This is a genomic window from Ignavibacteria bacterium (assembly GCA_017303675.1).
In the GTDB taxonomy this organism is placed as follows: Bacteria; Bacteroidota; Ignavibacteria; order Tepidaquicellales; family OLB5; genus OLB5.
Genome location: JAFLBX010000001.1, coordinates 1,300,313 through 1,313,797, shown reverse-complemented (window position 1 = coordinate 1,313,797; position 13,485 = coordinate 1,300,313). Strand labels below are relative to the sequence as shown.

Annotated in this window: 13 protein-coding genes; 3 read left to right on the top strand and 10 right to left on the bottom strand. The window is 35.5% G+C overall.

Annotation, left to right across the window (positions count from 1 at the left end):
* Nucleotides 1-11: 11 nt before the first annotated feature.
* From J0M37_05945 to J0M37_05900, 10 genes are all read right to left on the bottom strand, one after another.
* Nucleotides 12-1,022, bottom strand: a complete 1,011-nt coding sequence (locus J0M37_05945; GenBank protein ID MBN8584621.1) for a M42 family metallopeptidase — start codon at nucleotides 1,020-1,022, stop codon at nucleotides 12-14.
* Between the two features lie 3 nt (nucleotides 1,023-1,025).
* Nucleotides 1,026-1,268: a type II toxin-antitoxin system HicA family toxin gene (locus J0M37_05940; GenBank protein ID MBN8584620.1), complete on the bottom strand. Its 243-nt coding sequence runs from the start codon at nucleotides 1,266-1,268 to the stop codon at nucleotides 1,026-1,028.
* Nucleotides 1,261-1,494, bottom strand: coding sequence for a type II toxin-antitoxin system HicB family antitoxin (locus tag J0M37_05935; GenBank protein MBN8584619.1), 234 nt, complete (start codon nucleotides 1,492-1,494; stop codon nucleotides 1,261-1,263). Before J0M37_05935 ends, J0M37_05940 begins: the two co-directional genes overlap by 8 nt.
* A 12-nt stretch (nucleotides 1,495-1,506) precedes the next feature.
* Nucleotides 1,507-1,833 carry a septum formation initiator family protein gene (locus J0M37_05930; GenBank protein MBN8584618.1) on the bottom strand — a complete coding sequence of 109 codons (327 nt, stop codon included), beginning with the start codon at nucleotides 1,831-1,833 and terminating at the stop codon, nucleotides 1,507-1,509.
* A gap of 110 nt (nucleotides 1,834-1,943) precedes the next feature.
* Nucleotides 1,944-2,975, bottom strand: a complete 1,032-nt coding sequence (locus tag J0M37_05925; GenBank protein MBN8584617.1) for a D-alanine--D-alanine ligase — start codon at nucleotides 2,973-2,975, stop codon at nucleotides 1,944-1,946.
* 16 nt (nucleotides 2,976-2,991) lie between these two features.
* Nucleotides 2,992-3,627: a class II aldolase/adducin family protein gene (locus J0M37_05920; protein ID MBN8584616.1), complete on the bottom strand. Its 636-nt coding sequence runs from the start codon at nucleotides 3,625-3,627 to the stop codon at nucleotides 2,992-2,994.
* A gap of 78 nt (nucleotides 3,628-3,705) precedes the next feature.
* Nucleotides 3,706-4,665: a methylenetetrahydrofolate reductase gene (locus J0M37_05915; GenBank protein MBN8584615.1), complete on the bottom strand. Its 960-nt coding sequence runs from the start codon at nucleotides 4,663-4,665 to the stop codon at nucleotides 3,706-3,708.
* A gap of 4 nt (nucleotides 4,666-4,669) precedes the next feature.
* The gene (locus J0M37_05910; GenBank protein ID MBN8584614.1) at nucleotides 4,670-5,668 is read right to left on the bottom strand and encodes a PD40 domain-containing protein; all 999 of its coding nucleotides are present in this window, start codon (nucleotides 5,666-5,668) and stop codon (nucleotides 4,670-4,672) included.
* 552 nt (nucleotides 5,669-6,220) lie between these two features.
* Nucleotides 6,221-6,832 (bottom strand): hypothetical protein, encoded by a 612-nt coding sequence (locus J0M37_05905; GenBank protein MBN8584613.1) that lies wholly within the window; start codon nucleotides 6,830-6,832, stop codon nucleotides 6,221-6,223.
* 164 nt (nucleotides 6,833-6,996) lie between these two features.
* The gene (locus J0M37_05900; protein ID MBN8584612.1) at nucleotides 6,997-10,524 is read right to left on the bottom strand and encodes an AAA family ATPase; all 3,528 of its coding nucleotides are present in this window, start codon (nucleotides 10,522-10,524) and stop codon (nucleotides 6,997-6,999) included.
* Between the two features lie 276 nt (nucleotides 10,525-10,800).
* On the opposite strand from J0M37_05900, the gene J0M37_05895 reads away from it, so the two are divergent.
* The 3 genes from J0M37_05895 (at nucleotide 10,801) to bamD (ending at nucleotide 13,483) form a co-directional block, all read left to right on the top strand.
* A complete protein-coding gene (locus tag J0M37_05895; GenBank protein ID MBN8584611.1) occupies nucleotides 10,801-11,703 on the top strand; it encodes a hypothetical protein in 903 nt (300 codons plus the stop codon).
* A 217-nt stretch (nucleotides 11,704-11,920) separates the two neighbouring features.
* The gene (locus J0M37_05890) at nucleotides 11,921-12,631 is read left to right on the top strand and encodes a hypothetical protein (protein ID MBN8584610.1); all 711 of its coding nucleotides are present in this window, start codon (nucleotides 11,921-11,923) and stop codon (nucleotides 12,629-12,631) included.
* Between the two features lie 72 nt (nucleotides 12,632-12,703).
* Nucleotides 12,704-13,483, top strand: coding sequence for an outer membrane protein assembly factor BamD (bamD, locus tag J0M37_05885; protein ID MBN8584609.1), 780 nt, complete (start codon nucleotides 12,704-12,706; stop codon nucleotides 13,481-13,483).
* The last annotated feature ends 2 nt before the right edge of the window (nucleotides 13,484-13,485 follow it).

The following is a 13,485-nucleotide window of genomic DNA, read 5'->3' as shown; positions in this document are numbered from 1 at the left end:
ATTCTCTTAATTTAATAATTCTCTATATATAACTTCGTCAATTTATAAGTTTCATCCAAAGCCTTCTCATGTGTACGCTCAACACCGTGGGATGCTGATACACCAGGACCTATCAAACCTACCCGCACATCATACCCTGCAGCCAGGGCTGCGGAGCCATCTGAGCCGTAATATGGGTAAATATCCGTCACGAAATCAATTTTATGCTTAATTGCAAGCTCGCGAAGCTTGTTTGTCATTGTGAAATCATATGGCCCGGTTGAATCCTTTACACATATAGAAAGCTTATCTTCTTTCCCGGCGCAGCCTTCACCAATTACTGCCATATCAAGAACCAGCAATTCCTTCGCGGAATCCGGGATACCCACGCATGAGCCATGACCGACTTCTTCGTAGTTTGAAAAATAAAATCCGGCATTCGGCTTACTGCCTGATGCTGCATACTCTTTTATAAGCTCTATCATTACGGCGGCGCATGCCTTATCATCAAGGAAGCGGCTTTTTACAAACCCGCTTTTGGTGTATTCAAACCTTGTATCGTAGAAAACAAAATCACCAACGCTTATACCAAGCTTTATTACATCCTCGGCTGATCTTACAAGCTCATCAAGCCTTATCGACATGTTATCTGTGCTGCGTTTGGTTTCACCCAGCTTTTTATTCACATGGCTTGCTGGATTGTTAAGCAGAAACGTCCCGCGGTAAAGCTCACCTTTAAAATTCCGAACCGTAACATACTCACCCTCAAAGGAATTCAGCTCAAGTCCCCCGATGCGTGTAATTTCAAGTGTACCGTCATCTTTTATTTCCTTAACCATTGCGCCAAGAGTATCAATATGCCCTGTAACTATCAGCTCAGGATCTTTTACAAAGCTTACAAGCAATGAGCCTTTATTGGTTTTGGTAATTATTACATCAAGCCCTGAAAATAATTTTTCGAGGTGGTTAATAACTTCAATGGTATATCCTGTTGGTGAATTTATTGCAAGGATATCTTTTAATGTTGTTACAATGTTATTCATATTTCATTCTGTATAAAAATATTTTTTTAAATCATCTAAAGGAATAAATTTTGATGCTTGTTTTAATATTCCTCTTAAGGTTCCTGTATCAAGCTGTTTATGATTAGGTACTATCAGGGTTTGCTTTCCTTCATCATGAAGTCTTCTGATTTTAATATGGCTGCCTTTTTGAGAAATACTTTCAAAACCAAATTTTATAAAAATATTCAGCACTTCAAGTCCGGAAAGTACTTTAAGCTTAGGCATAAACAGGCTCAAGTTCAAAAGTAACTATCAAACCCGGATTTTTATCAAATCCGAATTCAGAAGGGTCTTCGCCTTCCAGGAACAATTCGACAGCTTCCTTCAGGTTTTCAGCCACTTCGTCTAATGTAGCTCCCTGAGTAACTACCGGAATATCCAAAGCTTCCGCAACATATCCGCTTTGTTCACCATTTTTAATTACAGCCTTTATTGTCTTTTGTAGTTTCATGTTCTTATTAATTTATTTTGTACTGTCAGTAACTACTTTGTATATCTCTTCGCCATCTTTAACCATATTGTATTTTTCACGTGCAACCTTTTCGATCTTCTTATCTGATGTTTTTATCTCTTCAATTTCTTTTTGCAGTATCAATGATTTATCCTGCTCTGCTTTTAGCTTTTCCTTAAGCTCGCGGTTCTCCATTTCAAGCTCAACTCTCTGCAGGATCCCTTTTTTACCGAAAACAGCGTATGAAAGAATGGCAAGCAGTACAAGCAGGTAAATAAAAAATTTACGCCTGTGGTAAATATACTTAACAATATTTTTGCCGAAGCTGTCTTCTTTCATTCTTATTTTTATCCCCGCGCAGGCGGGGATATCTAATCAATTTACTTCCCGAATCTAAAGATTTTACAATACTTTGAATAAAAATCCCATACTCACAACAAAATACAAATTTATTTATTCAAACTTAACTCAATAATTCTGTTTAAAAGCGAACCGAAATTCATGCCAACAGCGCTTGCCGCTTTTGGCACAAGGCTTAGCTCAGTCATACCCGGCAGTGTGTTCACTTCCAGGCAGTACGCTTCGCCCCCGCTGTTCAGCCTGAAATCAACCCTTGAATAAACCTCGCACCCCAGAGCATTATGCGCAATTATAGCCTGCTGCTGAATGTGTTCAGCAAGCTTCTCCGGAAGGTCAGCGGGGCAGAAATAATCAGTAAATCCTTTGGTATATTTATGGACGTAATCATAAAACCCGCTTTTGGGCTTGATCTCAACTACGGGCAGCGCTTCCCCGCCTATTACGGCAACTGTAAGCTCCCTGCCTTCTATATATTCTTCCGCCATCACATTATCTGAATATGCAAATGCATCTTTAAGAGCCTTTCCAAGTTGAACGTCTTCAACATCGGGCTGAACTATTGAAAGTCCGACCGTTGAACCTTCATCATTCGGCTTTATAACTGCGGGGTAACCAACCTGAAGCTTAATATTTTCATCTACCTGCAGTTCAGTGCGGTCACCTTTTTTGAGCATGAACCATTTTGGTGTGGATATATTATTGTGAGTGAACATTATCTTTGAAATGTTCTTATCCATAGCCATTGCGCTTGATGTTACACCCGAGCCTGTATATTTTACTCCGCGCATTTCCAGCAGTGATTGTATCCTGCCATCTTCCCCAAACTTGCCGTGCAATGCAAGGAATACAACATCAGTATTATCAAAATGCTCTGAGCCAATACACTCCATCACCTTACGGCTGCTGTACCTGTGAAGCTCTTCCGCGGTTGGGAATTCTTTTCCTATGACTGGCCTGTCGTCAAAAATTCGCTCCTCATCAGGCTGAGAAGCTCCGTAAACCGGGTCAATAACTTTTACGTTATGGCCTGATTCTCTCAAAGCCCCGGCAACTGATCTTCCTGAGGCTAATGCTACATTCCTTTCAGCGGAATTACCGCCGGTAAGTACAATTATATTCAATCTGTATTATATTAAATTATTTACTTTTATAAACTGTGTCCTTAAGCGCGTCAAGCTTTTTAAGCTGCGCTGCGGAGATAGCTTTCGCTCCACCCAGCAATTTTGCGTTAAAACATATCTGCGCATACTGCTCAAGTTTTTGGGTGATGTAATACGCTTCTTCTATTGTTTTGCCGTAAGCAACCAAACCGTGATTGCTGAGAATTACCGCATTACGCTCCATAACAAACGGCTCAATTGATGCAGGCACTTCATCCGTTGATGGAGCTGCATACGGCGCTAAAGGAATACTTCCGAACTGCATGTAAACTTCAGGCAGTATATTTGCCGGCAATTTTTTGCCAGCCGCTGCGTATGAAGTGATATAGATCGGGTGTGTATGTATCACAGCGTTCACATCTTTACGCTTGCTGTATATATAGAGATGAAGCTTAAGCTCTGTGGAAAGCTGTCTTTTGCCTGAGTGCTTCTTGCCCTTTAGATCACACTTAACAAGATCTGCAGGTTTGATAATTGATTTATTTGTTTTTGATGCAGTTGAAAGGATGTAATTCTTTTTGGTCCGTACGCTCAGGTTTCCGTCATAAGCTTTTACAAAACCGGCTTCGCCGCAAAGTTTTGAATATTGTATTAATTCGTACTTAAGTCCCAAGATTAAATGGATTACAAAAACATAGATTTATAATAAGATTTGATATTTGTTATTTGATATTTGTTATTTGAAAACTAATTACATTTTCAAATGCCCGAACATCTTATTTATAGGCTTTGCAGATTGCATTATATAAAAATGCAGGCTTGGCGCGCCGTTATTAAGCAGCTCTTCAGCCTGTTTAGCTGTCCATTTTGCGCCTATTTCCATTACATGTTCATCTTTCGCTTCAAGGATCTCGCCTGAGAGCTCTTCGGGAATGTTGATGTAAAAATTCTTTGGTATGTTGAACAGGTGAGATTTAGCTGTAAGCACTTTAAGCCCGGGAATTATCGGCGCAGTTATACCCGCTTCGCGGCAGCGGTTCACAAAATCAAAGTACACCTTATTATCGTAGAACATCTGCGTTACTACATAATCTCCCCCGCTTGCGATCTTCTGCTTAACATGGTCAACTTCAACCTTCATATTTGGCGCTTCAAAATGTTTTTCGGGGTAACCGCTTACGCCAATACAGAATTTTGTCGGTTTGGCGTCAAGCAGGTCTTCTTCAAGATACCTGCCGTTATTCATATTGTTGACCTGCTGTATCAGCTCATAAGCAAAGCGGTTCTGTGATTTATATTCCGGTATCGGTTTATGATATCCCAGGTCATCACCGCGTATTGCGAGAATATTTTCAATACCCAGGTAGTTAAGCTCAATTAACGCGTCTTCGGTCTCTTCGCGTGTAAAGCCAAGGCATAAAATGTGGGGAACGGTATCAATGTTAAAATGATTTTTTATCGCAACGCTTATACCTATAGTACCGGGCCGTTTACGAATTACTTTCTTCTGAATGCCCTGCGGTGTTTCCCTGTATTCAACTTCTGCTGCGCGAGAAGTAACATCTATGAACGGAGGCTCATACTTCATCACATCGCCTATAACATTAAAAAGCTGTGTAATATCACCGCCGCGCTTTGGAGGTATGACCTCAAAGCTTATCAGCGGCTTTTGACTGCCTTTTGCCTTATTTAAATGTTCAATTACTTTCATTTTTCTACGGCTTGAATGAAGGTGTTATATTATTGGCTTTGCTGCCGGTCAGATTCTGCTTGGTGCCTTTATCAACATCAATTATCCAAACACTTGATGTGCCTTCACCCTGGCTGTCAAAAATTATTTTATTTCCGTCGCTCGACCAGTCATACTCTATCACATTTCCGGCTTCGCTGGTAAGCTGCCTTACTGAGCTGCCGTCTGATTTAACCACGTATATCTGGAACTTGCCTGCCTTATCTGATACATAGGCAAGATACTTGCCGTCAGGCGACCACTTGGGATTATATGAGCTTCCGCTGTTTGAAATTACCTTAACATTCTTGCCTGATGCGTCACACATCTTTAATGTGCCTTTGTAATTTATATCAAACGATGAAAACGCAATCTTCTTATCATCAGGTGAATACGTTCCGTAAATTTCAGCATCTTTTGTTGATACAATAACTGTTTGAGCGTCATCTGTTGTATCTGTCAGGTTTAACACTACCAGGTCAAAGTTCTGCTCAGCGCTTGAGGAGTAAACAATTTTCTGCCCGTCATGCGAAAACTCCGCATGCGTTGCAAGGCTGCCGTCACTTATGGGGAAAGTTTCGCCGGTTACCAGATCCATAATATAGATAGCATTGTTCTCATCTTTCTCCGAGCGGTACATAAGCATTGTGCCGTCAGCGGAAAACTGAGGGTCAAGTCCGCCATCTATAAATGTGGGGAAACGGAAAGAAGCCGTATCGTCAAGATCGACCATATACAGGTAATCGCTTATCCTGTTGGTGGCAAGGAAAAGTATTTTATTGGTCTTTGGTACAAATTTAGGCGAGTAGCAATCCAGGTTAAGAAAGCTGACCTGTTTTACATTATCGCCGTCTTCATCCATAACGAAGATCTGCTGTTTATCGTTTTTGGTCGCATCGCTTGAAAAGGCTATGAGCCGTTTTTGGGAAGAAATATTTGCTGCTGTAAATAAAATTAAAACTGCGGTTAGAAGGAGGTTTTTCATCAAATTGAGCCTGGAAAATACGTTAAATTTTTAGTTAATCCCCAATTTTACCCATATTTTTAGACTCTTTCAAGGAAGTAATTTTCCTTGAAACACGAAAGTTTTATTTCGTTAATTTCAAAAAAAGTTGCTTAGCAGAGAGAAATATTCAAACCCAGACTGATTGTAATAATATACTATACGATCGACTTTGCTTGCCGAAACGACAACTCAGACCGATAGAACACTCTTCAAGAAGCATGAAACTTCGACATAAAAACACAAAAGTGACTATTTTCCTTTCGAAAAAAGATTGAATAAAACTAACTTGAATTTGCACCTCTTTTTTTCGCACCAGCAAAATAGCCTAAAATAGTGGGAATTATATATGACAAAATCGTTAACATATAATCGTATTCACCTTTTTCTATTAAAGTATCAACAATATTAAGAATTCTAATTCCAAAGTACGAAATTGGAATAATGAGAATAATTAAAAAAATTAACCTATATGATTGCTTAAGATTATTAAGAAATTCGAGGAATGTAAATTTGATTTTGGGTCTACTTGACTTAGGATGAAGCTGTTGCTTCTGTGGTATATATTCCATTTAGTTTAAAGTTTAAAATTAATAAATGTATTGATTTGTCTAAAGAAAATAATACATTATTAATTTCTACTTCAGCTTTATGGAGTATGTAATTAATCGTTTCTTGGAGTTGTTCTAAATAATTTGATAATAGATGAGATCTTACATATAACCTGAATGAGGCGGCAAAAAGACTGTATAAAAGGGCGTATGTTGGAATAATGAAAAATACAAAGACCTTTTTATCATTCTTAACATATTCGACTAATCTAACTTCAGTTCGATAGTCTAAAGAATTTAATATATCATATACAGAAGCTTTTGAACCATGATGTGGGGCACAAGCGAGAAATAAATTGTTATATTTACCTTTGCGAATATTTGGTTTGGATACTATTACCTCACCCCATTCACCCATACACACTTCATTGGACATATTAGGGTAAATAACCTGTTTGAAGTCTACATCAACTTTAAATGACTGGACACATACAATTTCAAAATCATCTAATTTTTTATCAATATAATCCTTTGCAGGTTTGGCTGTTCTGCATACTTGAAATAAACGATATATAAATTTTAGTATATTTAGCATAAATTACACTGCAAATATAAACAAGGATTTTTACATTTCAAATAGATATTTTGAATTACCAAATAAACAACTTAAAAGTTAACAATTCAAGTTAAAAGATTATATAAATTACATAATTATTGTTTTTTTGAATACTGGTATTGATATTTAATCTTTAAAAGTTGTTATAATTCTCTAAATTGGCAATTACTGCACAATTCTGCGATAAATTGATTAGAAGCCTGTTCTGTATCCAAATATAATTTATTGGAATGTGTACCTAATTTGTGACAATAAATAAATATTGCTAAAGGTTCAGAAAAGTCTACTCCAAGTGTCCTTGAAAGTCTGTGAGCTTTTACTGCAATCTCATCCCTATTCAAGTAACTTTTTATCATGCTAATACCTGTATCATCATGTTTAGTAATTGGTAAATTTGTATGAAAAACATCAATAAATTTACACCAACTTTTTATAAGTAATTTCTGCAATCTTATATTTTCATTTTGCTGTTTGAATATTTGGATTCTTTTTGTTTTTTCATTGTCTGATATATCCCCTAGCATCCCAATCCAATTTTCAATTATTTTATCTTCATTTTCTTTGCTAATTCCTTTCTCCATTTCTTCATTGATTTGTCTTTTACTATTTTCAATTGTCTCTGTTATTGTTGGTGTATTTAATATATCTGTTGATGATTTTATAATTTCAGGATAACCAAATTCATTTGCAACCTGATTTGCTAACTTTGCATATTTAACACTACTTTCCTTATCATTTTTCAAAAGATATGTCTGAGCTAGATTATTATATACAGATGCAATACTAGGCATATTTTTATGGTCCAAATATATACTTAGGGCTTCATTTAAGTCATTTAATGAGACATTAACTAAATCTTCATCCACATAACCATATGAAAATGCTAAAAAATTATTTTTACTGTCATACGCTAGAGATCTGGCAACTAATATATTTGCTTTTAACTGCAAATTATTCATTTCTACTGCTATTTTCATCGCCATTTCAAAGCACGCTTGTTCTTGCTTAAAATAAGTTGAATACAATTGTTGTATTCTGTTTTTTTCAGTAACTGAAATTTGAACGCCGAAGCCAGAGCTTAATCTTTCCATAGTAAGCAATTCCATACCACTATACCAAGACAAAGAATGAGATATCATAGCTTTATCTACTAACAATTGGGCAATATATAAATCCTTACTATTTAAATTCGCGTCTCGTAACTTATAAATAGCTTTGTCAATTTCTTCTATAAACTTTTCATGTTCTATCTGATGGATTTTTTTATCTGGATTAGGTCTTATCAACAAAGAAATTCTTTTTATTTGAGAATATAGACCAAATGCATATGAATAGAGTTCTATATCCTTTTCTTTTTCAGATTCTATAACAATTTCTACTAAACTATCAGGAATAAAAGATTTATCATTAGTTTGATGAATTTCCAGTTGAAGTATAAAAAAGTTTACCAGGTTGTATTCTCTTTTGTTATCGGGTCTTGAAGATAAAATTGCTTTCGCCTTATAATATGTCTGAAGAGCTATAAGCCTTTTTTTAAAAAACTCTTCTACTCTGCCCTTTATAATTAAGAATGCGTAATCATCGTTGTAAAATGTTTCTGGAATTTTTTGAATAAATTCATAGATAAACGTACCCATCCCTTCGTTTATAATGACATTGCCGATAGAATCGACTGTTTTAACTGCAATATCATAATTTTCGCCTTCAACACCAAATATCAATGATTCAAAATAGTCTTTACTTTCATAGTAATAAACCGATAATTCATTTTTGCATTTGGTAAGTTTATCAATGCCATCTTCTTCCTCAAGCTTTTTAAGCAGGAATTCTCTAAAAAGAGTATGAAATTTAAATATTAACGGATCATTTTCATAATTGAACAGAAAACTATTTTGTTTTTCTAAGCTATTTAAAAGTTTTGATGAATTTTCAACTGATATTTTCAATGTAAATGAAACATCCTTTGCTGTTAACTTGAAAGGAATTGCAATGAATTTTAAATAATTTTGTGTTAAGTCATCAAAATTATCATAAACAATATCTGCAAAGTAATCATATATTCTTTTCTTATTACCTTTTAAATTATCAATAATGCTATCTATTACATCTATCCCTTTTTGTAAGATAATAGTTTGCAGTAAGGAAATACTGGCAATCCATCCCTCAGTCTTAATTGATAATAACCGCAACTGTTCATCTGATAAGTTAACAGACAATATTTCATTAAAATATTTTTGTACCTCTTGCTCCTTGAATTCAATTTCTTCTTTTTCTAAAATAATGCAGTTTGTAAATTTAAATTGTGAAGATTGATTTTTCAATTCTTCTCGACTAATAAAGATAAAACTAACATTTTTGAGATTTGTTTCTGAAAGTTTTTCGAAAAAATCTATAAAATCACCGTTATTTATATAATGAATATCATCCAATATTATTAGCGTTTTTTGCTTAACATTATGTAGTTCCATTATAAAATAATTAACAATATCTGTCCTTGAAATTTTATCGTGATTCAGCGAGTAAATAAATGATGATAGAGTCTTACCTATTTCAACGTTTTCATTGCTTAATTCCGTTAGCAAATCTTTAACTATTTCAATAGTTTCTTTTAATCTTTCATCACATGTAAACCATATAGTTCTATAGTTAAGCGAGTGTATTAGCCTTAATATAATAGCTGTTTTGCCATATCCAGAAGGAGCTCTTAAAGAGATATGTTTTGAGAACAAATATTTCTTTAAAAAATTAGTAATGTTATCTCTATCGATTAATTTGCCTAAATTAGGGATTTTTATTCTGGTACTTCGGTATTTTCCATTAAAACTTGCATCTATGACTCCTTTATTCCATATACTTAGCTTATGTTTAAATTCGTTCTCGTTGTTATAATATCTAGCAAGACTTTCGATATCCGAAAAGCTTTTATTACCTTTTTGAAATATTAAACTTTGTTTTCCAAGTCCTTGTGAAATTCCAAATGCTAATAATTTTAATGCATTTACTGTTTTATTGTTACTATAATGGGGGCTATCCGTATCTTCTATTTTTGACAGAATACATAGAACAGTCGATGCTTTCAAGATATCATTTTGCAATTGATATAAATTAGCATATTGCTCTATATCGATAATATTGATTTGTGAGCCTTTGTAACATTTATTAATTATTTTAAATTCTATATCATAATTATAAGTCGAATCTATTATCACGGTAATCGAATTCGGGTCTATGCTACTTAAAACATCTTTGCTAATTGGTTCATTTCTTTTGTAAAATGAGTTCTTCCATTTGTATTCAGCTGAAGTGATATCTTCTAGTTTATTCTTCAATTCTAATCGATCATGATACCATAACCCCCACTGAGTTTTCAAAAGTAAAGGTAATTCAAAAGACGGATTATAATTCTTATTGAATAAGATGAAAAAAGGCTTTCCTATACCTATAGAGTAACCAAGTTCAAACAGAACATTTGGATTTACTGTAGTACATTCCCATAGTGAAATATCACTATCATCTATCATTTTTAAGATTCTATCAACTAAAATACCACCAGGTATTTTATTTATAGGATAAATTGCTTCAACGGATTTATTTAACAACCAAACTGTTAAATCATCAACTAACAATTTCTCAAAATAATCATTATACTCAAAACCGATAAAAGTTTTCATTTTGTTTATAATTAGTATGTTATTGTAACATAATTGGTTTGGATATGATTGTAAATGAAAATAGTATCCCATTCATTTCTTTTTTGTGCAAAAATACTTCGTGTTTTTAATTAATTTAAATAATATTTAGCGATTTATATCTTCTATTAGCTCTATTAAGAGTGAACCAATACCCTTGCAAATGCACTCATCATATATTATATTTGCGTATATATGCAATTTGCATATATACGCTATATCCTTTAAAATTAATCCCAAAATTAACCTCTTATTACAATGGCAAAACCATTCAACCAGTTGCTGCATGATGATATCAAAATGCTGAAAGATATTGACCGCGGGGCTTACCCTGAAGAATTCAAACTCGCTTTCCGGAATATCATGAAGCGGCACAGCATTTCACGCACTACGGTATATGCAGAGCTTGAAAAGGCTATTCCCGGCGTATACAAAACCCACGATTCCAAAAGCCGCCATATTTTGATAGATAGAAAAGAAGTTGAGCTTGTTAAAGATCTCTTATCCGAAGGCAGAAGCATAAGGTATATATCCAGAACCATGTCGCTTGAGCTTGGCTTCCGTTACACGCCTTACCGCATTTATAAGGTTAAGGAACTGATCTATAGCGGTAAAAGCGAAACTGAGATCTATCCCGTTGTGCAGGCAGCCGCGGGTATTGAATCAGCTAAACTTCTCGAAGAAAGGGTTTCGCCAGTTCCCCCAAAGCCAAAAGAACCCGTAGAGTTTAAGGGTAACATCAGTCTTCTTTTCTACAGGCTATCTATGTTGAATTTTATTGATCCCGAACGGAAGCTTAAGATAAAAATTGCCGGTAACACCATCGAAACTTCCGGCAGGGTAGTTAAAGATTGCCTCAGCCATATAATCTGTTCTGCAGGCGGCGGAGGTCAAAACATACCGGAAGTATGCCGTTTTGAAATGGAGACTATCCTCATAAAAGAGCTCGATGCTGCTAAGCGCGGCATTAAGTTAACGCCTTCGGCATTAAAGCAATTGGAAAGTATCAGGATAAGCCTGCTTAGCAGTTCAGAAAGTTCCAGGAAACCGCAAATAAAAGGCGGTTATGATCTTGATGATGTAGTGAATGCAGTGCGCCATTTTGCCCCTGATACTAAAAAAGATGAGGTTAAGAACTACTTTGCCAAAGAAAAAACGTAAAAAAGTCAAATTGTCTGATGCAGTCCGGCGTTTGTACGGTACATTTTCACTTATCGAACGGACTGTACGGAAGCGCTTAGTGAGCACGGGAGTATTTTCCTTGAAACACCCTTTATTTATTAGTAATTTACCTTAATATTTTACAAAAATGCTGAAATTTTAACCCGGGTTTATTGATTATATTGTATAAACCGCTCAATCAAAGAAAAATCTGAATTTGAACAGTAATTTTGAACATTATTCTGCATTTTACCGCGGCACAGTTTTACTTTTTGGATTTTTCCTGAGAAAAATTACGGTATTTTTGTTCTTAATTGCATTAATATATCAGCCGGTAACGGCGCAAAACAGCGCCGGCAGTAACCTGGAAATATTTGAACAGGAAATTTCCGGTGAGCTTGAAAAGTTCTTTTATTACCCTGAAATCAACAGGGATGTTAAGTTTGTATATTGGGTAAGCTCCGCTTCAAAAAATAAGGAAGAAAAAAAATTCCTTGAGAGCACATTAAAGAAGCTTTCGGAGAAAAATAAAATAAAGTACTCAATTGCAAAAGATGAGAATATGCTCTCACCCGATAGCAGCTATTACAGGTTTACAGTTGATGTAATTAAGCTTCAAACGGATTACACAAAGTTCATTAAAAATAAATTTTTAGGCTCAAAATCAATGGAGCGCCTTATCACTTCTAAGCTTTCGGTAAAAATAAAAAGCTCCGCCGATGTGATGATATTGAGCGATGAAGTGAACACAAGCTTCTCAGGCGAAATACCGTATGATAATTACACTCAGTATGAAAGCGCGGAGTATAAGTTCACACAGTCAACGCCTCCTGATATCAGCTTCCTGGAATCAATAATTTTCCCGGCAGCAGTTATCACGCTTTCTGCGGTAGCAGCAGTTCTTTTTTTTACGATACGCTCTAAGTAACACAAAGTAACAAAGAGTATTATAAAATGAGTATAAAAACCAAGAGTATAAAAATAAGTTAATATATAACAATTGAAAAAAATTAAATTCTTAGCACTCGTTTTACCTGCCCTGATAATTATACAGATGCTCGCCTCCGGCTGCGGCTCTTCAAAAAATGATATCAACACAGATGACCCGCAGAAGGCATTTGATATAGCAAAGCGTAAATTCGATAAACGCGACTATACCGATGCTATCGACGACTTCTCATTCATTAAGATCCGTTTCCCCGGCACAGATGTTTCTGATAAAGTGCAGTTCTACCTTGCTTCAAGCTACTTCTACCAGAAGGAATATATACTTGCAGCCTATGAGTTTGAAAGCTTTAACAAAAATTACCAGTTAAGCCCGCTGTACCCCGAAGCAAGGTTTATGCTTGCCAATACTTATTACGAGCTTTCACCCAAATACTCGCTTGACCAGCAGTTCACCAAAGAGGCATTAACACAGTACCTTTCTTTTATTGAAAGCTACCCTGAAGATAAAAATGTATCCGAAGCTGAAAAAAGAATTAAAGAGCTTCGCAATAAGCTTGCCTACAAAGATTACTGGACAGCAGAGCTTTATATGAAAACCAGCAATTATAAGGCAGCATCCATTTACTTTCAGACGGTTTATGATGAGTATATAGATTCAGACTGGGCCGATGATGCAATGATAGGCCAGGCTGATGCTTACATCAACGGCAGGAAATATGAAGATGCAAAGCGCGTGCTGGATAAGTTCAACAAGCTTTTCCCCAACAGCAACTTAAAGAACAAAGCCAATTCATTACAGAACAGGATAAAGGACCTGCAGGCAGGCAAATAACT

What these genes read in the sequence shown, in the direction of transcription:
- J0M37_05945 (MBN8584621.1), bottom strand. Translation starts at nt 1,022, where the DNA reads ATGAATAACATTGTAACAACATTAAAAGATATCCTTGCAATAAATTCA.
- J0M37_05940 (MBN8584620.1), bottom strand. Translation starts at nt 1,268, where the DNA reads ATGCCTAAGCTTAAAGTACTTTCCGGACTTGAAGTGCTGAATATTTTT.
- J0M37_05935 (MBN8584619.1), bottom strand. Translation starts at nt 1,494, where the DNA reads ATGAAACTACAAAAGACAATAAAGGCTGTAATTAAAAATGGTGAACAA.
- J0M37_05930 (MBN8584618.1), bottom strand. Translation starts at nt 1,833, where the DNA reads ATGAAAGAAGACAGCTTCGGCAAAAATATTGTTAAGTATATTTACCAC.
- J0M37_05915 (MBN8584615.1), bottom strand. Translation starts at nt 4,665, where the DNA reads ATGAAAGTAATTGAACATTTAAATAAGGCAAAAGGCAGTCAAAAGCCG.
- J0M37_05910 (MBN8584614.1), bottom strand. Translation starts at nt 5,668, where the DNA reads ATGAAAAACCTCCTTCTAACCGCAGTTTTAATTTTATTTACAGCAGCA.
- J0M37_05905 (MBN8584613.1), bottom strand. Translation starts at nt 6,832, where the DNA reads ATGCTAAATATACTAAAATTTATATATCGTTTATTTCAAGTATGCAGA.
- J0M37_05900 (MBN8584612.1), bottom strand. Translation starts at nt 10,524, where the DNA reads ATGAAAACTTTTATCGGTTTTGAGTATAATGATTATTTTGAGAAATTG.
- J0M37_05895 (MBN8584611.1), top strand. Translation starts at nt 10,801, where the DNA reads ATGGCAAAACCATTCAACCAGTTGCTGCATGATGATATCAAAATGCTG.